The following is a 21,464-nucleotide window of genomic DNA, read 5'->3' as shown; positions in this document are numbered from 1 at the left end:
GAACCACCGGCCGAACGGCCCGGCCCTTCCGGTACGACCGACCCGAGGTGACCCGGTCCGGCCCGACGCGGCCGGACGGCGGCCCGCCGGGACCGGGCCCGCCCCGCCCCGGAGCCGTACGTTTCTCCCATGGCACGGAGCTCACGAGCCGGCCGGCTCGCACCCCCCAGCTGGCTCACCGCCGGCCTGCGCCCGCACCCCGCGCCGATCCCCTGGGCGGCCGTCGCCCGCGCCGCCGTCGCCCTCTCCGCGCCGCTCGCCGTCGGCCTGGCCACCGGGCGGCCCGAGTACGGCGCCCTCGCCTCGATGGGCGCGCTCTCCGGCGTCATCGGCGACACCGCCGACGCCTACCGGATGCGGGTCTACAACATCGCCGTCCCCCAGCTCTTCGGCGCCGTCGGCGTCATGCTCGGCACCCTGGTGTACGGGGAGGGCTGGCTCGCCGTCGTGGTGCTCACCCTGATCGCGCTGGTCTCCGGCATGATCTCCTCGATCGGCGCGGTCGCCTCGGTGTCCGGGCTGCTGCTCCTGCTCAACGCCGTCGTCGGCGCCGGCCTGCCGATGCCCGCGCCCTGGTGGAAGCCGCCGCTGCTGCTCCTCCTCGGCGGCCTGGTGGTGCTCGGCCTCACCCTGTTCGCCTGGCCGCTGCGCGGTGGCGTCCCGGAGCGGGCGGCGGTCGCCGACACGTACCGGACCGTCGCCGACTTCCTCCGGGCGGCGGGCACCCCCGCGCACGACGAGCGGCGCCTCGCCGTCACCCAGTCGCTCAACCGGTCGTACGATCTGCTGCTCGCCCTGCGCACCCGCCGGCACGGCCGCTCCCCCGGCCTCACCCGGCTGCTCGCCCAGCTCAACGCCGTGATCCCGGTCGTGGAGGCCGCCTCGGCGGCCAAGCTGCGCCCGGCGGCCACCCTCGGCCCGCTGCCGGACGCGTACCCGGCGGCGGCCCTGGCACTGGCCGACACCGTCGAGCGCGGGCACCCCGGTGAACCCCACGCCCTCGACCTGCCGCGGCCGACCGGTCCGTCGGAGCGGGCCATCGACCAGGCCCTGCGGTACGCGGCCAACGTCGCCGGGGAGCCCGCGCCCGACCCGTTCGGCGGGGCCGACCGGCTCGGCCGCCCCGCCGCCCTCGGCGTCCGGGCCCGGCGCACGGCCCGGGCGGCCCTGCTGTCCGGGGCGTCCTGGCGCTACGGCCTGCGGCTGGCGGTCTGCATCGGCCTCGCCCAGACGCTGGTCTCGGTGATCGCGGTACCCCGCTCGTACTGGGTGGCGCTGACCGTCACCTTCGTCATGAAGCCGGACTTCGGCTCGGTCTTCTCGCGCGCCGTGCTGCGCGCGTTCGGCACGGCGGTCGGCCTGCTGATCGCGATCCCGGTCCTCGCCGAGGTGCCGCGCGGGTGGTGGGACGTGCCGACGATCGCGCTGCTCGGGATGCTGATCCCGGCGTTCTCCGCGAAGGGCTACGCCTTCCAGACCGCCGCCATCACACCGGTCATCCTGCTGCTCTCCGATCTGCTCAACCACCAGGGCTCCCGGCTGGTGGCACCCCGCCTCTACGACTCGCTGATCGGCTGCGCGGTCTCGCTGATCGCCGGCTACCTGCTCTGGCTGGAGTCCTGGCACACCCGGATCGGCGACCGGCTCGCGGACGCGGCCGCGGACACGGCGGCCTACGTCTCGCTGGCCTTCGCCCCGGAGCCCGGCCGGGACGACGCGGCCCGGCTCCGCCACCGGCGCAGGCTCTACCGGGACCTCACCGCCGTACGGTCGGAGTTCCAGCGGGCGCTCACCGAGCCGCCGCCCACCGGGGCGCGGGCCGCCGCGTGGTGGCCGCTGGTCATCGCCGTCGAGCGGATCGTCGAGGCCACCACCGCCACCCGGGTCCGGATCGACCACGGGGTGGACCCGCCGCCCGCCGCCGAGGTCGCCGCGATCACCCGCGAGCTCGACGAGCTCGCGGCGGCCCTGCGCGCCGGGGCGACGGATCCGGCCTCGCCGGGCGCACCCGCTTCGTCCGGGGTGCCGGCCCCGGCGGACGGCGACGGGGAGGGCGAGGTCCTGGCGCCGCTGCGCCACGAGGTGCGGGCGGCGCGGGCGATCGCCGCCCCCGGCCCGCACTGAGCGCCCGCTCCGGCCGGCCCGGGCTCAGTCCTGGATCCGCTGCCAGGGCCGGTCCGCCTCCAGGGCGAAGGCCAGCTCCAGCAGCACCCGCTCCCGACCGTGCGCGGCCGACAGGTGCACCCCGATCGGCAGCCCGTTCCCGGCCGACTCGGCGGGCAGCGAGATCCCCGGACCACCCGTCACGTTGTTCACCGGGGTGAAGGCCACATAGCGGCCCAGCCGCTCCAGCAGCTCGTCGAACGCCACGTTCGGGCTCAGGTGCCCGATCGGCGGCGCCACATGGGCCAGCACCGGCGACAGGATGACGTCGTGGTCCCGGAACAGCCCGCCGTACGCCGCCTCCGCCTGCCGCAGCCGGCGCAGCACACCCGGCGTGCGGAGGAACTCGCGGTGGAAGCGCCGCCGCAGACCCGTGGTCAGGCCGTCCAGCTTCCGCGCCTGGAAGCCCGGGTCCAGCAGCAGGCGGCCGGTGGAGGCGATCATGAAGGCGATGCAGCCCCAGTAGAGCGTGAAGTCCCGGGAGAAGTCCTCGCCGAACGGCAGCGTCGCCGGCGTGACCTTGTGGCCCATCGCCTCCAGCCGCGCCGCCGTCCGCTCGACCGCCTGCCGGGTCGGCCCGTCGGTGACGGCGAGCGGGGAGTCCACCACCAGCCCGACCCGCAACGGCCGGTCGCCGGGCCCCTCCACCAGTCCCAGCGGGGGCAGCGCCGGGTTGCGGTGGTGGAGTTCGGCGGCGGCGAAGAAGGCGGCCGTGTCGCGGACGGAGCGCGTCACCACGCCGTCCGTGACCAGGTCGATCGGCAGCCGGCGGCCCTGGTCGTTGGCCACCAGCCGGCCACGCGTCGGCTTCAGTCCGACCAGGCCGCAGCAGGCCGCCGGGATCCGGATCGAGCCGCCGCCGTCGTTGGCGTGCGCGATCGGCACCACACCGGCCGCCACCAGCGCGGCCGCCCCGCCGGAGGACGCCCCCGGCGAGTGCGACGGCCGCCACGGGTTGCGCACCGGCCGGGCCTCGGCGAACTCGGTCGAGGCGTTGAGGCCGAACTCCGGCATCCGGGTCTTGCCCAGCACCGCCAGACCGGTGCTCAGGAACTGCTCGGCGAAGCCGGCGTCACGCCGTGCGGGCTTGGCCCGGAACGCCGAACTCCCCTGCCCGGTGGGCATCCCCCTCAGGTCCACGTTGTCCTTGAGGTAGCTCGGGACCCCGTACAACGGGGCGCCGTCGCCGGCCGCGGCGCTTCGCGGCCGCCCGTACGACGCGAACGCGACGGGTGCCAGCGCCGCGTCGACCCGCTCGGCGCGCGCGGCCGCGGCGGCGGCCAGTTCACCGGGAGCCACCTCGCCGGCCCGTATCAGCGCCGCCAGCGCGACCGCGTCGTGCTCCCCCAGCGCGTCGTCCCCGAACGCGTGGACCCGCTCCTCGGCCATCCGAACTCCCCATCCCTACCGGTCGGTAATACCGCGAGAGTTCCGCAGTCTAGGCGCGCTCCGCCCGCCCGGACACCCCACCGGACGGCCGGGCGACCCGCCCGTGCACCCCGCGCGCCGAACCGGCCCGGGGCGTACGGGCGTTCGCACCCGGCCCCGGTCCGATCCGACACCCCGCTCCCGGGGCGCTCCCCGCTGCCCCCGCCCTCCCGGCGCCCCCAAGTACCCTGAGGTGCCCCGCAACATCCCCCGCGACACCCCTGCCACACCACCCGCGACACCCCTGCCACTCCCCCGCAGCGGCTCCTCGGCGAGCCCTCCCCGAAGGCGGTCGTCATGGCCCAACTCCCGGTCGCCGTCCTCGGCGAGTGCGTCGCGGACGCGTTCACCGACTCCTCCGCCGAGCGGCGCCCCGGCGAGCTGGCGCTGCGCGTCCTGCCCGGCGGCGGCCCCGCCAACACCGCCGTCGCGCTGGCCCGGCTGGGCACCCCGACCCGCTTCCTCGGCCGGATCTCCGCCGACCCCTTCGGCGCACTGTTCCGGCAGCACCTCGACTCGTCCGGCGTCGATCTCGGCGGGAGTGTCACGGCGGCCGAGTCCAGCACCCTGGCCATCGCCACCGTCGACGAACTGGGCCGGGCCGCCTACTCGTTCCACGCCGAGGGCACCGCCGACTGGGCCTGGACGCCGGCCGAGCTCGCCGCCCTCCCGCTGGCCGGCGTGAGCTGCCTGCACACCGGTTCGCTCGCCCTGGTGCGCGAGCCCGGCGGCCCCCTCATCGAGGAGCTGCTGACCCGGGTGCCCGGCCGCCCGACCGTCTCGATCGACCCCAACGTGCGTCCGCTGCTGGTCGATCCGGCGGTCTACCGCGCCCGGCTCCCGCTGTGGTGCGCGGCCGCCGACATCCTGCGGCTGAGCGAGGACGACCTCGACCTGCTGCTGCCCGGGGTCTCCCCCGAACGCGCCTGCGACGCCTGGCACCTGGCCGGTGTCCGGCTGGTCGTGATCACCCTGGGCGCCCGGGGCGCGCTCGCCTCGCTGGACGGCGAGCGGGTGAGCGTCGCCGCGCCCGAGACCGTCGTGGTCGACACCATCGGCGCGGGCGACGCCTTCACCGGCGGCCTGCTGCACCGGCTCGGCGGGATCGGCCGGCTGGGTGGCCGGCTCGACGGGCTGACCTCGGACGAGGTGCACGACGCCTGCCGCTTCGCCGCCCGGGTGGCCGCCCTGACCTGCTCGGTCGCCGGCCCCAACCCGCCCTGGCCGGCCGACCTCCGGCCGTCCCCCCGCCCGGCCGCCCCGTAGCGCCGCAGCCCCGTAGCCCGAGGGCCCGCGCCCCGTGGCCCGCCGGCCCGCCGGGCGCCCCCGAGTAGGCTCCGGAAGATCGGCCGTCCACCGACTGTCCGTCCGACCGTCCGACCACCGACCCTCGCCCGGCACACCGCGATGCCATCGCGCTCCCACCGAAGGCAGGCCCCATGCTCGATTACGACGACACCGGATTCCGCCGCGCCGGCGCACCGCACCGGATCATCTCCGGCGCCCTGCACTACTTCCGGGTCCACCCCGACCTCTGGGACGACCGCCTGCGCCGGCTGCGCGCGATGGGCGCCAACACCGTCGACACCTACATCCCCTGGAACTTCCACGAACTGCCTTCCGGCGACGTGGACTTCACCGGCTGGCGGGACATCGCCCGGTTCGCCGCACTGGCGCAGGCGAACGGCCTGGACGTGATCCTGCGGCCCGGCCCGTACATCTGCGCCGAGTGGGAGTTCGGCGGCTTCCCGGCCCGCCTGCTCGCCGTCGACGGCCTGCGGCTGCGCTGCGCCGACCCGGCCTTCCTGGCCGAGGTGGACGGCTGGTTCGACGCCGTGGTGCCCGAGATCCTGCCGCTGCTGGCGAGCCGCGGCGGCCCGGTGGTCGCCGTCCAGATCGAGAACGAGTACGGCGGTTACGGCAACGACGCCGCCTACCTGGCCCACCTGCGCGACGGCCTGCTCGGCCGGGGCGTGGACTGCCTGCTCTTCACCGCGGACGGCGCCGAGGACGCCATGCAGCAGAGCGGCGCGATCCCCGGCCACCTGGCCACCGCGACCTTCGGGTCACGGGCCGCCGAGCGGCTCGCCGTCCTGCGCCGCCACCAGCCCGAGGGCCCGCTGGCGGCGATGGAGTTCTGGATCGGCTGGTTCGACCGGATCGGCGGGCCGCACCACGTCCGCGACCCCGAGGAGTCCGCCCGGGCGCTCGACGACCTCCTCGCGACCGGCGCCTCGGTCAACCTCTACATGGCGCACGGCGGCACCAACTTCGGCTTCTGGGCGGGCGCCAACCACTTCGGTGCCCACCCGTACGACGCCGGCTACGAGCCCACCTCGACCAGCTACGACTACGACGCGCCGATCGGCGAGGCGGGCGAACTGACCGAGAAGTTCCACGCGTTCCGGTCCGTCATCGCCAAGTACGCCCCGCTGCCCGACGTACCGCTGCCGGAGCCCGCCCCGCGCATCGCCCCGCAGCGGCTCGCCGGCCCGACCGGCCGCGCCCGTCTGCTGACCGCCCTCGACGCGCTGTCCGCACCGGTCCGCAGCGCGACGCCGGAGCCGATGGAGCGGGTCGGCCAGTCGCTCGGCCTGATCCACTACCGCACCCGGGTCACCGGCCCGCGCCCCGCCGCGCCACTGCGGATCGACGGCATCGGCGACCGCGCCCACGTCTTCGCCGACGGGGTGCCGCTCGGCGTCCTGGACCGCAACGCGCCCGGCGAGACGCTGGCGTTGGAGACCGGGCCGGCCGGCGTCACGCTGGACATCCTGGTGGAGGCCCTCGGCCGGGTGAACTACGGCCCGCAGCTCGACGACCGCAAGGGCATCGGCCGCGGCGTCTCGCACGACCGGCAGCGGCTCTTCGACTGGGAGATCCGCCCGCTCCCGCTCACCGACCCGGGCCCGCTCGCCTTCGACGCCGACGACACCGCGCCGGCCGAGGACGGGGATCCGGTGTTCCACCGCTTCGAGGCCGCGCTGTCCACCCCCGCCGACGCCTTCGTCGCCCTCCCGGGCTGGGGCCGGGGCCTGCTCTGGCTGAACGGCTTCCTGCTCGGCCGCCACACCCGGCAGGGCCCGCAGCGCACGCTGTACGCGCCGGCCCCGCTCTGGCGCCCGGGGCACAACGAGCTGATCGTGCTCGAACTGGAGGCCCACGGCGAAGCGATCGAGCTCCGCGACACCCCGGACCTGGGCACCACGGCGGCCGCTCCCAGCGTGGACTACTGAGCCGATCCCCCCGGCCGCGCGCACGGGCTGCCGAGCCGGCCGGTCCCGGAGCCTCCGGGACCGGCCGGCTTCTCGATCGATGGTGCTACTCTCGCTAGCATCATGTTGCTCAAGCTGGACCTCACGGACAGCCGCCCCCTGCACGAGCAGGTCGCGGGTGCGATCCGGCGCGCGATCGCCGAGGGCGAGTGCGCGCCGGGCGAGCGGCTGCCACCCGCCCGGGAGCTGTCCCGCGCGCTGGGCGTCAACGCCAACACCGTCCTGCGGGGCCTGCGCGCCCTCCGGGACGAAGGGGTGCTGGAGTTCCGCCGGGGCCGGGGCGTGACCGTCGCGGGCGGCGCCGACCAACGGGCCGAACTGCTGCAACAGGCGACCGCGCTGGTCGCCGAGGCAGCCCGCCTGGGGTACAGCAGGGCCGATCTCGTCGAACTGATCAGGAGGCTGCCGTGAGCGGCGGGGGGAACCGGAATCGTGGAGCGCTGTGGAGCGCGGCGGCCTGGGGGGCCGGTGTCCTGACGGCACTGGTCGCCCTGCCGCTGGGCGCGGGCGACCGACTGCCCGAGCGGGTGGCCACCCACTGGGGCGACGGCGGCCGGCCGGACGACTCGATGCCCTTCTGGGCCGTCCCGCTCTTCCCCGCCCTGGTCTGGGCAGTACTGCTGGTGATCCTCGCCCTGACGCTCCGGCGGGCGGGCGGGCCGGTGCGGGCCTGGTACGGCGCGACACTGCTCTTCACCGGCGTCCTGCTCACCGGCGCGCAGGCGTCCATCGTGCACGCCAACCTGGACCGGACCGACTGGACGGCAGCGGCCGGCGTGGGCCCGGCGGTCGCCGTCACCGTGGTCGCCGCACTGCTCGCGGGCCTGCTGGGCCTGCTGGCCGGCCGGCGCGGCACGGTGTCCACCCCGGCGCCGGCCGGTGGCCCGGTGCTCGACGTACCGGTGGGCGAGCGGTTCGTCTGGCTCTCCTGGACGACCAACCCCTGGCTCCAACTGACCGCCGCCGTACTCGGACTGGCCGCGGCGGCCGCGGCGATCGCCGCGGCCGGCGGCCTGATCGGCGCCCCCTGGGCGGTGGTCGCCCCGCTGACGATCGTCGCCGGGGTGGTGCTCGGCTGCTCCTCCGTCCAGGCCCGGGTGACGCCCGAGGGGCTGGAGGTCGCCTTCGGCCCCGCGGGCTGGCCGGTCCTGCGCTGGCCGATCGAGGGCATCGAGTCGGCCCGCGTCGAGCAGCGCACCCCCGCCCAGGTCGGCGGCTGGGGCTACCGGCTGAGCGGGCTGGGCACCACCGTGATGCTCCGGCGCGGCGAGTGCCTGGTCGTCCACCCGCGGACGGGGGCGGAGTTCGCGGTCAGCGTCGACGACGCCGAGCGCGGCGCCGCACTGATCAACACGCTGGCCGCGCAGCGCACCACCGACCGACCGCGGCCGTAATTCCCGGGCCGCCGCCGTCCTCCGCGGCGCGAAGTCGGCGGCGGCCCGGGCCGGTCACTGGTCCGAGTAGCTGAGGTCCCCCAGGGTCCAGCTGCTGACGTCCTCGATGGCGATGCGGTACATCCCGCCGGTGTGCGGGAGGCCGAAGCTGCCCTGCAGGATCTTGGCGAGGTGCAGGTGCAGGTGGGTCACCGGGGCGTCGGCCGGGACCACCTCGTCGGCGAAGAGCGGCGCGAACGGTTTGAGGTGGTCGGACGCTTCCAGCACTTCGGCGACCCGTTCGCGCCAGACGGTCTCGGCGGCGAGCCGCCCGGTGATGACCGCGCCGGGGACGACCACGGTGATCGGCATCTGATTACTGCCCGTCGACTCCACCATCGTGGTGATACTGATGAGCAACGGATCCGGGTTCGGCATACCGCCAGGCTAACGGACCGGGCCCGGCTGAGGCAGGGTCCCGGGCCTGCCGCTTCGTCCCGGCCGGCCCCGGCGCCGTGCGCCGCGCGGGCCCGCCCGGACCCGTCGAAGGGGCCGGACCCACCGAAGGAGCCGGAGACGCCGAACGGGCCGGACCCACCGAAGGAGCCGGAGACGCCGAAGGGCCCGGAGACGCCGAAAGGCCTGCACCGCGCGTGAAGCGCAGTGCAGGCCCGTGCTGATCGGCCGAGGCCGGGCAGCGGTTCGTACTACAGGGGGCGAATGTTCTCCGCCTGCGGGCCCTTCTGGCCCTGCGTGACGTCGAACTCGACCTTCTGGCCCTCGAGCAGCTCACGGAAGCCCTGGGCGTTGATGTTCGAGTAGTGGGCGAAGACGTCCGGGCCGCCACCCTCCTGCTCGATGAAGCCGAAGCCCTTCTCCGCGTTGAACCACTTCACAGTGCCATTAGCCATAAAAATTCTCCTTGAAAGGGCAATTCCGGAGCTTCGCACCTCGCGAAGTCCCGCGTCGCCGCGATGAGGCCCACCCGAGGAAAATCCCGGACAAACAAAAATGCGCCAGCGGTTACAACCGGCAGGCGCACACAAAGTTCATGGGAACCAAAACTGCAACTGACATCGACTGTAGCAGGTGCCGACGCGAAACGGCGTTCTTTTCCGCGCGCCTTCGCGGCCCGCCGCGCCGGGGCCGCGGATGCGCGCGAGGTGCGGGCGCCGCCCCGGAAGGGCCGCACCCGCACCGGGCGCCGGGATCAGCCCAGCGGCTTGTCGAGGACCGCCTTGGTGTGGCTGAACGTCGCCAGCGAGTACTCGCCGTGGTAGTTGCCCATACCGCTCTCCCCGACGCCGCCGAACGGCAGCTCCGGCACCGCCAGATGAGACACCGGCAGGCCGAAGACCAGGGCGCCGGAGGAGGTCTCCTCGGCGAGCCGGCGCTTGGTCGTCTCCGACTCCGTGAAGGCGTAGAGGGCGAGCGGCTTCTCCCGGTCGGTGATGAACGCGATCGCCGCGTCCAGGTCGGCCACCTCCAGCACCGGCAGCACCGGGCCGAAGATCTCCTCGCGCATCACCGGCGCGTCCGGGTCCACCTCGGCCAGCACGGTGGGCTCGATGAAGCGGGTGGCGCGGTCGTGGCCGCCGCCGGTGACCACGCGGCCGTCGCCGAGCAGGGCGGCGAGCCGGTCGAAGTGGCGGGTGTTGACGATCCGGCCGTACTCGGGGTGGGCGGCCGCGTCCTCGCCGTAGAGCGCGCGGACGGCCTCGGCCAGGTGCTCGGTCAGGGCCGGACCGGTACCGCCGACGGCGAGGACGTAGTCGGGGGCCACACAGGTCTGGCCGGCGTTGAGGAACTTGCCGGCGGCCAGCCGCTGCGCCGTCACCCGCAGGTCGGTGCCCGGGTCGACGACCACCGGGCTCTTGCCGCCCAGCTCCAGGGTCACCGGGGTCAGGTGGCGGGCGGCGGCGGTCATCACGATCCGGCCGACCGCGCCGTTGCCGGTGTAGAAGATGTGGTCGAAGCGCTGCTCCAGCAGGGCGGTGGTCTCGGGCACCGCGCCCTCGACGACGGCGACGGCCTGCGGGTCCAGGTAGCGCGGGACCAGCCGGGCCAGCGCCGCGGACGTCGTGGGGGCCAGCTCGCTGGGCTTCACCAGGACGGCGTTGCCGGCCGCCAGCGCGCCCACCACCGGGGCGAGGGCCAGCTGGAGCGGGTAGTTCCAGGGCGCGATCACGAGCACCACGCCCAGCGGCTCCCGGATCACCCGGGCGGTGGCCGGCCGGAACGCCTCGGGGACGTCGGCCGGCCGCGGGCTCAGCCACTCGTCCAGGTGCCGGACGGTGTGGTCGAGCTCGTTGAGGGTGAAGGCGATCTCCGTGCGGTACGCCTCGGCGGGGCCCTTGCCGAGGTCGGCGCGGAGCGCCGCGAGGAGCTCCTCGCTCTGCTCGGTGAGCAGCGCGCGCAGGGCGCCGAGCTGCTCCCGGCGCCAGGCGACCGGGCGGGTCCGGCCGCCGGCGAAGGCGGCGCGCAGCCCGGCGACGACCGCGGCGGGATCGGAATCGGTGAAGGCCTTCATGACAGTACTCCCGACAGGAAATTTTGAAGCGCTCGATAGTTGACAACATCAAGCTTCTGTCGACAGTAGGCCGAGATGGTTGGCAAAGTCAATCATCTCCGGGCCCGAACGCCCGGTCCGCCCCGCCGCGGAGGGGCCGCCGGAACGGCGACGGCCGCCCGGGGCGCACCGGCGCACCCGGGCGGCCGGCTCCGCGCGGCCCCGGCCGCTACTCGACCGTCACGCTCTTCGCCAGGTTGCGCGGCTTGTCGACGTCGCGCTTCAGGGCCACGGCCGCGTAGTAGGCCAGCAGCTGGAGCGGGATGTTGAGGAGCAGCGGGTCCAGCTCCGGCTCGCTCTTGGGCACCAGGATGCAGTGGTCGGCGAGCTTGGCCTCGGGCCGGCGGTGGGCGACCGCCAGCACGCGCCCGGAGCGGGCCTTGATCTCGCCGAGGGTGGTGAGGTTCTTGTCCAGCAGCTCGTCGTCCGGCACCAGCGCGACGGTCGGCAGCTCGGGGCTGATCAGCGCGAGCGGGCCGTGCTTCAGCTCGCTCGCGGGGTAGGCCTCGGCGTGGACGTAGGAGATCTCCTTGAGCTTCTGCGCACCCTCGCGGGCCACCGGATAGCCGCGGACCCGGCCGATGAACATCATGCCCTCGGACTCGGCGTACCCGGCCGCGAGCTCGGCGATCTCCTCGCCCTGCGCGAGGATCTCCCGGATCTGGTCCGGCAGCGCCTTCAGGCCGGCCACGATCCGGCGGCCGTCGGCGGGCGAGAGGTCGTGGATGCGGCCGAAGTGCAGGGCGAGCAGCGCGAAGGCGACCACCGTCGAGGTGAAGGCCTTGGTGGAGGCGACCGAGATCTCCGGTCCGGCGTGCAGGTAGATGCCGCCGTCGCACTCGCGCGCGATGGCGCTGCCGACGGTGTTGACCACGCCGAGCACCCGCCCGCCCTTGCGCTTGATCTCCTGGACGGCGGCGAGCGTGTCGTAGGTCTCGCCGGACTGGCTGACCGCCACGTAGAGGGTGTCCGCCTCGATCACCGGGTTGCGGTAGCGGAACTCCGAGGCGGGCTCGCTGTGGGCGGGGATGCGGGACAGCTCCTCGATCAGCTGGGCGCCCATCTCGCCGGCGTAGTAGGCCGAGCCGCAGCCGAGGATCTTGACCCGGCGGATCTCGCGCAGCTCGCGGGCGTCCAGGTTGAGACCGCCGAGGTGGGCGGTGGCGAACCGCTCGTCCAGCCGGCCGCTGAGGGTCCGCTCGACCGAGCCGGGCTGCTCGTTGATCTCCTTGAGCAGGAAGTGCTCGTAGCCGCCGGTGTCGTAGGAGTCGATCTCCCAGTCCACGGTGGACGGCTGGCGGTGGGTGGTGCGGGCGTCCTCGGTGAAGGTGCGGAAGCCGTCGGCGCGGACGGTGGCCAGCTCGCCGTCCTCCAGGTGGACGACCTGGCGGGTGTAGCGGACGAGGGCGGAGACGTCGGAGGCGGCGAACATCTCCTTCTCGCCGATGCCGAGCACGATCGGGCTGCCGTTGCGGGCGACCACGATCCGGTCGGGCTGCTCGGCGTCGAGCACGGCGATGCCGTAGGTGCCGACCACCTTGCCGAGCGCGGCGCGCACCGCGTCCTCCAGCTCCGCGCCCTCCGCGGCGTGCGCGGCGATCAGGTGGGCGAGCACCTCGGTGTCGGTCTCGGAACGGAAGACGGCGCCGTCGGCGGCCAGCTTGGCCCGCAGCTCGTCGGCGTTCTCGATGATGCCGTTGTGGACGACGGCGATGCGCTCGGCGTTGTCCAGGTGCGGGTGGGCGTTGGCGTCACTGGGCACGCCGTGGGTGGCCCAGCGGGTGTGCCCGATGCCGGTGCCGCCCTTGAACCGGGCGGGCACGACCGCGGCGAGGTCGGCCACCCGGCCCTTGACCTTGCGGACCTTGAGGCCGCCGGTGCGCCCGGTGACGGCCACGCCGGCCGAGTCGTAGCCGCGGTACTCCAGCCGGGCCAGGCCCTCCAGCAGGAAGGGGGTCGCGTCCTTGGGGCCGATGTAGGCCACGATTCCGCACATCTGGGTGGACTCCTTAACGGGGAGGGCGAGGGGCGACTCGACGGGAGGGGGCGCCGGCGGTCAGCCGTAGACGATCCGGCGCAGCTGGCGGGCCGAGAGCCCGGGCGCCGCGACGCGTCGGGCGGGCAGTTCCTCGGCCAGCCGGGCGAAGATCTTCTCGTTGGTCAGGCCGCGTGCCTGCAGCTCGCCGTGGCGGCGGCGGACGTACTCCTCGGTCGTCTCGGAGAAGTACGCCAGCACCTCCGCCACCACCCGCGCCGCCTCGCGGGGCCCGAGCGGGCTGGTCCGGGTGAGGTGGGCGAGCAGGTCTTCGTGAGGGTGCGAGGAGCCGGGTGAGCTGGACACGACTCGGGAGCCTAGGCCGGAGCCGGCGCCAATATCAAAGATCCTGCCCGATTTCGGGCAGGTCCTGCGACATTCGGCCCAGGGAGCGCGCCGGGCGGCCACCGTGGCGGGCCGCCACCCGGGCCCGGCGCCGGTCCGCCACCCCGTCGACACACCCTTGTCGCCTCACCCGTTCGCCACGTAGCGTGATGCTCCGCATACGCATCGGAGATGCGCAGCGGAGGAACCGGAGGCTTGCTGATGTGCGGGATCACCGGATGGATCGACTTCGAGCGCGACCTCACCGCGCGGCGTCCAGTGCTCGACGCGATGACGCGGACCCAGCTCTGCCGCGGTCCGGACGCCGGCGGGGCCCACCTGGAGCGGCACGCCGCGCTCGGCCACCGCCGCCTCGCCGTGATCGACCCCGAGGGCGGCGCCCAGCCCATGACCGCCGAGCACGACGGCCGGGTGCTCGCCGCCCTCACCTACAGCGGCGAGGTCTACAACCACCGCGAACTGCGCGCCGAACTGGAGGCGGCCGGCCACCGGTTCCGCACCCGCAGCGACACCGAGGTGGTGCTGCACGCCTACCTGGAGTGGGGCGAGGGCCTGGCCGAGCGGCTGAACGGCATGTTCGCCTTCGCCCTCTGGGACTCCCGCAGCGAGGAGCTGCTGCTGGTCCGCGACCGGATGGGCGTCAAACCGCTGCACTACCACCTGACGCCGCACGGCGTGGTCTTCGGCTCCGAGGCGAAGGCCGTCCTGGCCCACCCGGACGTCCGGCCGGTGGTCGACCTGGACGGGCTGCGCGAAATGCTCGCCGTCACCAGGACCCCCGGGCGCACCGTCTACCGGGGCATCGCCGAGGTGCGGCCCGGCCACCTGGTCCGGGTGCGCCGCCAGGGCGTCTCGGAGCGGCGGTACTGGGCGCTGGAGGCGCGCGAGCACACCCACAGCCTGGACACCACCGTCGCCACCGTCCGCGCCCTGCTGGAGGACATCGTCCACCGCCAGCTGGAGGCGGACGTGCCGCTCTGCTCGCTGCTCTCCGGCGGGCTCGACTCCAGCGCCGTCACCGCCATCGCCGCCCGGGCCCTGCGCACGGCCGGCGCCGGCCCGGTGCGCTCCTTCGCCCTCGACTTCACCGGCCAGAGCGAGCACTTCCGGGCCGACGAGGTCCGTTCCACCCCGGACGGCCCGTACGCCCGGATGCTGGCCCGGCACGTCGGTGCCGACCACAGCGTCATCGAGCTGTCCGCCGCCGCGCTCACCGACCCGGCGCAGCGCGCCGCCGTGCTGCGGGCCCGGGACGCCCCGGGCGGCTTCGGCGACATGGACGTCTCGCTGCTGCTGCTCTTCCGGGGCGTGCGCGAGGAGTCCACGGTGGCGCTGTCCGGCGAGTCCGCCGACGAGCTGTTCGGCGGCTACCGCTGGTACCACGACCCGGAGCTCGTCGCCGCCGACGACTTCCCGTGGGTGGGCGCGGTCACCCAGCTCGGCGGCACCGGCACCGGCCCCCGCGAGCAGCTGCTGGACCGGGGCCTGATCGGCAAGCTCGACCTGCACGAGTACCGGCGGGCCCGCTACCGCGAGGCACTGGCCGAAGTCCCGCACCTGCCCGACGCCGACCCGGTCGAGCGGCGGATGCGCGAGATCTCCTACCTGAACCTCACCCGCTTCGTCTGCATCCTGCTGGACCGCAAGGACCGGATGAGCATGGCCAACGGCCTGGAGGTCCGGGTGCCGTTCTGCGACCACCGGCTGGTGCAGTACGTCTTCAACACCCCCTGGGCGATGAAGAGCTTCGACGGCCGGGAGAAGAGCCTGCTGCGGGCCGCCGTCCGCGACCTGCTGCCGGCCGGGATCGCCGAACGGGCGAAGGCCCCGTACCCCGTCGTCCAGGACCCGCGCTACCCGGCGCTGCTGCGGGCCGAGCTCGCCGAGCTCGCCGCCGACCCGGGCGCCCCCGTCCTGGGCCTGCTGGACCGCCGGGCGCTCACCGACGCGCTCGCCCCGGACACCGATCCGCAGTCCGTGCGGCTCGGCACCGACCTGGCGCTGGACCTCAACGCCTGGCTGACGGAGTACCGGGTGTCGCTGGAGCTGTGAACGTCCGTCACCTCCGGACGGCGGCGGCCGGGTACCGCCGTCCGGGTGGTGACCCCCGGCCATCCCGCTTCGTTGAGCGGGTACGGCGTGCGATAGCGTCGCCGACACCTCCCGAATGGCGGCCGAAAACGCGGATTCCCGCCCCCGTGCCGTCAGGATGGGGAGCGAACCGTCCACCTCGATCCGCCGGGGGATCTCCGTCATGCAGCCGCGAGCATTCGCGATTCTCACCGCGCTCCTGCTGGGAGTCCTGGGCCTCGGGTCGGTGGCCGTCACCGACTGGACGCCCGCGACGAGCAGCTCGGCGACCGCCCCGGCGGTGGCCGGTACGGCGGGCTCGGGCGCACCTCCCGCGGGCGGCGCGACGCCGGCCGGCGCGAGCGCCACCCCGACCGGCGACCCGGCCGTGTGGACCCGCTCGACGCTGCGCAACAAGATGATGACCGAGATGCAGGCCTCCGACCCGGGCGTCGCACTGGCCGACCTCGACCGGATCACCAAGCAGCTGCCGTACACCGTGCGGTTCTGCCACCCGATCGCGCACGAGCTCGGGCACGAGGCGGTCAAGCGCTACAACGCCGACTTCCAGAAGGTCATCTCCTTCCCGCACGAGACCTGCGCGGCCGGCTACCTGCACGGCGCGGTCGAGGAGATGCTGAACGCCTCCGCCCAGCCCGAGGTGGACCTGCTGAAGCTCTGCGCGCCCAAGAACAGCGGGCCCTGCATCCACGGCGTCGGCCACGGCACGATGTTCGTCGCCAAGCAGGACGTGGCCAAGGCCCGCGAGCTGTGCAACAAGTTCACCACCGACCAGAACCGGATCCGCTGCTCGGAGGGCCTGTTCATGCAGCTCTTCGGCCCGGACGAGGAGGACGAGAAGGCGAAGGCGAACCTGCCCGCCGACAAGCTCGCCCAGGACCCGCTCTACCCGTGCAAGGACCAGCCGGCCCTCTTCCAGTCCGCCTGCTACTTCTACGCGCCGACCTTCTTCCTCTCCTCGCACGACTACCCGAACCACCCCGAGGTGTACGGCGAGGCGCTGAAGTGGTGCCTGAACGGCAAGGCGAGCGGCGGCGCGGTGGACTGCAGCCGCGGCGTCGGCTCCCGGACCATGAAGTACAACCTGGACCGCGAGGACTGGGCCGCCCAGCAGTGCGCGACCGCCGCCGACGGCTGGCAGCGCAAGGCCTGCGCCGAGGGCCTGGTCAGCTACTACACGGTCAACTACACGGACGGCGGCGCGGCCGGCCGGCTCTGCGCCAAGATCACGAACAAGGAGATGCAGGGCTACTGCCGCTCGGCCGGCGGGCTCTCCGCCTCCCTGGACTGACGGCCGCCCCGCACGGACGGCTCCCCCGGACCGACGGCCGTCCCGGATTCACGGCCGCCCCGGACCGGCGACCGTCCCGAGGAACGGGCCCGCGCCGCACGGCGCGGGCCCGCTTTCGTAGGATCGGGGCGAACCGGGTGCGCCGAGGACGCCGCGCCACCAGGCCCTGCACCACCTGGAGCCCGCCGTGACCTCCGACGACTTCCGCGCCGCCGCGCACGCCGCCGCCGACCTGGTCGGCGACTACCTCGCCGAGCTGCCCGACCGCCCGGTCTGGCAGCCGATGGACGACGCCGCCCGGCAGACCCTGCTGGACGCGCCGCTGCCCGCGGCCGGCCGCCCGCTCACCGAGCTGCTCGCCACCATCGGCACGGACGTGCTGCCCCACCCGATGGGCAACGGCAACCCGCGGTTCTTCGGCTGGGTGAACTCCGCCCCCGCACCGGCCGGCGTCCTCGCCACCCTCGCCGCCTCCGCGATGAACCCCAGCTCGGCCGGCGGCGACCACGCCGACGTCCACCTGGAGCGGGCCGTGGTCCGCTGGATCGCCGAGCTGGTCGGCTTCCCCCACCCGGCCGGCGGCGGCCTGCTCACCTCGGGCACCTCGATGGCGACCATCGTCTGCCTGGCCGCCGCCCGCAACCGGGCCGCCCGCGCGGCCGGGTGGGACGTCCGCGAGGACGGCCTGGCCGGGATGCCGCCGCTGGTCGGGTACGTCACCGGCGAGACGCACTCCTGCGTGCGCAAGGCCGCCGAACTGCTCGGCCTCGGCAGCCGGCACCTGCGCACCGTCCCCACCGGCCCCGACGGCCGGCTCGACCCGGCCACCCTGCGGGCCGCGATCGAGCGGGACCGGGCCGCCGGGCTGCTGCCGTTCCTGGTGGTCGCCTCCGCCGGCACGGTCGGCACCGGCGCCGTGGACGCCTTCGGACCGATCGCCGACGTCTGCGCCGAGCAGCGCCTCTGGCTGCACGTGGACGGCGCCTACGGGGCCTTCGGCGTGCTGGACCCGCTGATCGCCCACCGCTACGCCGGGCTGGAGCGGGCCGACTCGCTCGCCCTCGACCCGCACAAGTGGCTCGGCGTCCCGGTGGACTGCGGCTGCGCGCTGGTGCGCGACACCGAGGAACTGCGCGCCACCTTCAGCCTGGTGCCGTCCTACCTGCGCGACGAGGCGGCCGGGGCGCTCGGCTGGTTCTCCGAGTACGGCACCGAGCAGACCCGCCCGTTCCGCGCCCTCAAGGTGTGGGCCACCATCACCCACCGGGGCCGCGACGGCATCGCCCGGGACATCGCCCGGTGCACCGAGCTGGCCCGCCACCTCGGGGAGCTCGTCGAGACGGACGACGAGTTGGAGCTGCTGGCCGAGGTGCAGACCTCGATCGTGGCGTTCCGCCACCGCGCCGCCGGCCTGGACGCGGCGGCGCTGGACGCGCTCAACCGGGAGCTGCCGACGGCGGTGCAGCGGCGCGGCCGGGTCTTCGTCACCGGCGCCCGGCTCGGCGGCCACGAGATGCTCCGCGCCTGTCTCCTCAACGCCGCCACCACGGAGGCCGATCTCGCCCTGCTGATCGCCGAGGTGAAGTCGGCCGCGGCCGAACTGCTCGCCGACGCGGCCCCGTAGCCGAAACCCCGGGCCGAAGGCCGTCCGGCGGCGGGCGGGAATCGTGCCCGAACCGAAGAACGCGACGGGGCGACGAGCATCGGCACCGGGTCCGGGCGCCCGGAGGCGGGTGGGCAGATTCACCGACATTTACCGGCAGGTCACGGGGGATTCGTGATCGCGAAACACCAAAGCGGCAGATTGATGGCATGGAGCACACGGAGCCTCTGACGACGACCGACCGCACCGACCACTCGCCGACCCCCTCCCGTGCCCAACGGCGCGGCGCCAGAACCCACCGCTGGCGCCGCGACACCGTGGAACTCGCCGCGGTCTTCCTCTCCGTGACCGCCGCCGACCTGGTGGCCAAGATCGTCGTCCACGGCCCGGAGGGCCCGGTGGTGCTCGCCGCGTCCGCGGTGACCCTGCTCGCCACGGCCCTGTTCCACACCTGGTGGTCACACCGGCACCATCTGCACGGCCCGCCGGCCCCGGACGTTCCGGCGCCCCCGGCCGCACCCGGGCCGGACGGACCGAAGGGGCCGCTGGACGCCTTCGAGCAGACCACGCTCTGGCGGGTCCGCACCACGGTGCAGGACTCCCCCGGCAGCCTGGCCCGGGTCTGCACGGCCTTCGCCGAGCGGCAGGTCAACATCATCTCGATGCAGTCCCACCCGCTGCCGGACGGCACCGTCGACGAGTTCTTCGTCCGCGCGCCGCACACGCTCACCCGGGCCGATCTGGCCGCCCTGGTGGCGGGGGCCGGCGGGCACGACATCTGGAGCGACCCGGCCGACGCGCACGACCTGGTGGACGTCCCCACCCACGTCCTCGCGCTGGCCACCCGTACCGCCCTGGACGCCGCCGAGCTGCCGATCGCGCTGCGCCGGCTGTTCGGGCAGTGCGCCATCCGGCAGTACCCGGGCGCGGGCCGGCGCGGCGGCGGGGTGGACGGGCACGTGATGCGGCTGCCGGTGCCCTCCGGCGACCTCATCGAGCTCAGCCGCCCGCACCTGCCGTTCACCCCGACCGAGTTCGCCCGGGCGCAGGCCCTGGTGGAGCTGGACACCCTGCTCGGCCCCCGGGTGCCGGACGTCCGGGCCCGGCTGCGGCTGCCCGCCGGGGCGGACCTGACCGTCCGGCGCGCGGACGCGGGCGACCACGAGGCGGCGCTGGCCATGCACCACCGCTGCTCCCCGGAGACCCTGCGCAAGCGCTACCACGGCCCGGTCCGGGACGCCGACCGCTACCTGGACCACCTGCTGGACGCCCGGCACGGCCAGACCCTCGCGGTCGAGGCCGCCGACGGGCGGATCGTCGCCCTCGGCCACCTGATGTGGGACGACGACAGCGCCGAGGTCGCGGTGCTGGTCGAGGACGACTGGCAGCGGCGCGGGCTGGGGCTCGACCTGATGCGGCGGATGGCCGCGCTGGCGCTGGAGGCCGGGGTGGAGACCGTGTACGCGGTCACCAACTCCTCCAACACCGGGCTGATCGCCACCATGCGCAAGCTGGCCGCGCCGCTGGACTACCAGGTCGAGGAGGGCACCCTGGTGATCACCGCGCACCTGGCGGAGGCCGCCGAGGAGCTGCCCGTCCCCTGGCCCACCCGGCCGGGCAGGTAGTCGTTTCTTCACTACATCCTCACTCCGCACGATCGGTCCGGACGGCGATCACGCCGTCCGGACCGCCGCGTTCCCGGGCCCGGACGGGCCGGTGGGGGCGGCGGCAGGCCCGCCGGACACCTCCGCGAGCCCACCGGCCGGCCGGGCCCGGGGGGAACCGGCGGACCCGGCAGAGGCGTCCCCCGCAGTGAAAGGCCCCTCCGTACACCGCCCGTTCTGACGTCACGTCAGGGCGGCGCCGACGAGGCAGCCGGCGCCGTCGCAGCAGGCGGCACGGGGTCCGGAGCGTCGAGCCGGGCGGCGGAGTCGGTAGGCTGGCCCCGTCCCCGCCGCCCGACGGCCTGTTATCCGGCCCCGGGCGGTGCCGCAGCAAGGAGGAACCACTGAGCATGGCAGGCACCGAATCGGAGCCCACAGGCGCACGCGACGCCTCGCTGCCCGCCCGCGCCAAGATCGCGGTCACGGCCGGCAAGGTGGCCGCCGCCCTCTCCCAGAAGGCGGGCCGAGGCAGCGGCTCGGTGATCGGCGGCAAGATCGCCCTCAGGCTCGACCCCGATCTGCTCGCCACCCTCGCCGACCACCTGGACGTGGTGCTGGTCAGCGCCACCAACGGGAAGACCACGACCACCCGGCTGATCGCCGAGGCGCTGCGCGCCGCCGGCCCGGTGGTCTCCAACGCCCTGGGCGCCAACATGCCGGCCGGCATCACCTCCGCCCTGGCCGGCGGCTCGGACGCCCGCTTCGGCGTCATCGAGGTGGACGAGAAGTACCTGGCCGGGGTCGCCCGCGACACCCACCCCAAGGCGATCGCGCTGCTCAACCTCTCGCGCGACCAGCTGGACCGCGCCGCCGAGACCCGGATGATGGCCGAGAAGTGGCGCGAGGGCCTCCAGGACACCGAGGCCGTGGTCATCGCCAACGCCGACGACCCGCTGGTGACCTGGGCCGCCTCCTCCTGCAAGAAGGTGGTCTGGGTGGCCGCCGGACAGGCCTGGAAGGAGGACGCCTGGTCCTGCCCCGCCTGCGGCGGCGTGATGCAGCGCCCCGGCGACGACTGGTTCTGCCAGGACTGCGGCTTCCGGCGCCCCAACCCGCACTGGGCGCTCCAGGGCACCCACGTGATCGACCCGCAGCGCGGCGCCTGGCCGATCCAGCTCCAGCTGCCCGGCCGCGCCAACCTGGCCAACGCCACCAGCTCCGCCGCCGTCGCCGCCGTCTTCGGCGTCCCCCCGCAGGTCGCGCTGGAGCGGATGCAGTCGGTGACGGCCGTGGCCGGCCGCTACGACGTGGTCCAGTACCAGGGCCGCGACATCCGGCTGCTGCTGGCCAAGAACCCGGCCGGCTGGCTGGAGACCTTCTCGCTGATCGACGGCCCGCCGGCGCCGGTCATCCTCTCCGTCAACGCGCTCGACGCCGACGGCACCGACACCTCCTGGCTCTGGGACGTCGACTACGAGCGCCTCGCCGGGCACCCGGTCTTCGTGATGGGCCAGCGCAAGCTGGACCTCGCCGTCCGCCTGGAGGTCGCCGGGCTGCAGTTCCACGTGGTGGACTCGCTGGAGCAGGCCGTCCGGATGGCCCCGCCCGGCCGGATCGAGGCGATCGCCAACTACACCGCCTTCCAGCAGCTGCGGAAGGTCGTGGCCGGCTGATGCCCGGCCCAGCA

General features: G+C 74.6%; 16 protein-coding genes. 10 read left to right on the top strand and 6 right to left on the bottom strand.

Annotation, left to right across the window (positions count from 1 at the left end; genetic code table 11):
• Window positions 1–129 precede the first annotated feature (129 nt).
• Entirely contained in the window at window positions 130–2,124 is a 1,995-nt protein-coding gene (locus ACWDRR_RS22935; RefSeq protein WP_449774051.1) for an FUSC family protein, read from the top strand.
• A 24-nt stretch (window positions 2,125–2,148) separates the two neighbouring features.
• On the opposite strand, the gene ACWDRR_RS22930 is transcribed toward ACWDRR_RS22935, so the two are convergent.
• Window positions 2,149–3,552, bottom strand: a complete 1,404-nt coding sequence (locus ACWDRR_RS22930) for an amidase (RefSeq protein WP_449774050.1) — start codon at window positions 3,550–3,552, stop codon at window positions 2,149–2,151.
• 336 nt (window positions 3,553–3,888) lie between these two features.
• Between ACWDRR_RS22930 and ACWDRR_RS22925 the strand changes: the two genes are divergently transcribed.
• The 4 genes from ACWDRR_RS22925 (at window position 3,889) to ACWDRR_RS22910 (ending at window position 8,260) form a co-directional block, all read left to right on the top strand.
• Window positions 3,889–4,857 (top strand): carbohydrate kinase family protein, encoded by a 969-nt coding sequence (locus tag ACWDRR_RS22925; RefSeq protein ID WP_449774049.1) that lies wholly within the window; start codon window positions 3,889–3,891, stop codon window positions 4,855–4,857.
• Between the two features lie 173 nt (window positions 4,858–5,030).
• The gene (locus ACWDRR_RS22920) at window positions 5,031–6,827 is read left to right on the top strand and encodes a glycoside hydrolase family 35 protein (RefSeq protein WP_449774048.1); all 1,797 of its coding nucleotides are present in this window, start codon (window positions 5,031–5,033) and stop codon (window positions 6,825–6,827) included.
• Between the two features lie 102 nt (window positions 6,828–6,929).
• Window positions 6,930–7,277: a GntR family transcriptional regulator gene (locus ACWDRR_RS22915; protein ID WP_449774047.1), complete on the top strand. Its 348-nt coding sequence runs from the start codon at window positions 6,930–6,932 to the stop codon at window positions 7,275–7,277.
• On the top strand, window positions 7,274–8,260 hold the full coding sequence (locus ACWDRR_RS22910) for a DUF1648 domain-containing protein (protein WP_449774046.1): 987 nt from the start codon (window positions 7,274–7,276) through the stop codon (window positions 8,258–8,260). Before ACWDRR_RS22915 ends, ACWDRR_RS22910 begins: the two co-directional genes overlap by 4 nt.
• A gap of 54 nt (window positions 8,261–8,314) precedes the next feature.
• Here ACWDRR_RS22910 and ACWDRR_RS22905 read toward each other — a convergent pair whose 3' ends face one another.
• The 5 genes from ACWDRR_RS22905 to ACWDRR_RS22885 all read right to left on the bottom strand — a co-directional run bounded on the left by ACWDRR_RS22905 (window position 8,315) and on the right by ACWDRR_RS22885 (window position 13,149).
• Complete coding sequence (locus ACWDRR_RS22905) at window positions 8,315–8,677, bottom strand: hypothetical protein (protein WP_449774045.1); 363 nt, start codon at window positions 8,675–8,677, stop codon at window positions 8,315–8,317.
• 269 nt (window positions 8,678–8,946) lie between these two features.
• The gene (locus ACWDRR_RS22900) at window positions 8,947–9,150 is read right to left on the bottom strand and encodes a cold-shock protein (protein ID WP_042388274.1); all 204 of its coding nucleotides are present in this window, start codon (window positions 9,148–9,150) and stop codon (window positions 8,947–8,949) included.
• A 299-nt stretch (window positions 9,151–9,449) separates the two neighbouring features.
• Window positions 9,450–10,769: an aldehyde dehydrogenase family protein gene (locus ACWDRR_RS22895; RefSeq protein WP_449774044.1), complete on the bottom strand. Its 1,320-nt coding sequence runs from the start codon at window positions 10,767–10,769 to the stop codon at window positions 9,450–9,452.
• Between the two features lie 208 nt (window positions 10,770–10,977).
• On the bottom strand, window positions 10,978–12,804 hold the full coding sequence (gene glmS, locus ACWDRR_RS22890; RefSeq protein WP_449774043.1) for a glutamine--fructose-6-phosphate transaminase (isomerizing): 1,827 nt from the start codon (window positions 12,802–12,804) through the stop codon (window positions 10,978–10,980).
• 60 nt (window positions 12,805–12,864) lie between these two features.
• On the bottom strand, window positions 12,865–13,149 hold the full coding sequence (locus tag ACWDRR_RS22885; protein WP_352294279.1) for a hypothetical protein: 285 nt from the start codon (window positions 13,147–13,149) through the stop codon (window positions 12,865–12,867).
• A gap of 240 nt (window positions 13,150–13,389) precedes the next feature.
• Here ACWDRR_RS22885 and asnB point away from each other — a divergent pair, with 240 nt between their 5' ends.
• The 5 genes from asnB to ACWDRR_RS22860 all read left to right on the top strand — a co-directional run bounded on the left by asnB (window position 13,390) and on the right by ACWDRR_RS22860 (window position 21,450).
• Window positions 13,390–15,240: an asparagine synthase (glutamine-hydrolyzing) gene (gene asnB, locus ACWDRR_RS22880; protein WP_449774090.1), complete on the top strand. Its 1,851-nt coding sequence runs from the start codon at window positions 13,390–13,392 to the stop codon at window positions 15,238–15,240.
• Between the two features lie 202 nt (window positions 15,241–15,442).
• Complete coding sequence (locus ACWDRR_RS22875) at window positions 15,443–16,570, top strand: hypothetical protein (RefSeq protein ID WP_449774042.1); 1,128 nt, start codon at window positions 15,443–15,445, stop codon at window positions 16,568–16,570.
• A 187-nt stretch (window positions 16,571–16,757) separates the two neighbouring features.
• Window positions 16,758–18,194, top strand: a complete 1,437-nt coding sequence (locus ACWDRR_RS22870) for a pyridoxal phosphate-dependent decarboxylase family protein (protein ID WP_449774041.1) — start codon at window positions 16,758–16,760, stop codon at window positions 18,192–18,194.
• 188 nt (window positions 18,195–18,382) lie between these two features.
• Window positions 18,383–19,798 carry a GNAT family N-acetyltransferase gene (locus ACWDRR_RS22865; protein WP_449774040.1) on the top strand — a complete coding sequence of 472 codons (1,416 nt, stop codon included), beginning with the start codon at window positions 18,383–18,385 and terminating at the stop codon, window positions 19,796–19,798.
• Window positions 19,799–20,187: 389 nt separating this feature from the next.
• On the top strand, window positions 20,188–21,450 hold the full coding sequence (locus tag ACWDRR_RS22860; RefSeq protein WP_360625535.1) for a MurT ligase domain-containing protein: 1,263 nt from the start codon (window positions 20,188–20,190) through the stop codon (window positions 21,448–21,450).
• Window positions 21,451–21,464 lie beyond the last annotated feature (14 nt).

This window comes from Kitasatospora sp. NPDC003701, assembly GCF_053587085.1.
Note: the sequence above shows the minus strand (reverse complement) of the source record. Positions and strands in the feature narration are given on the sequence as shown.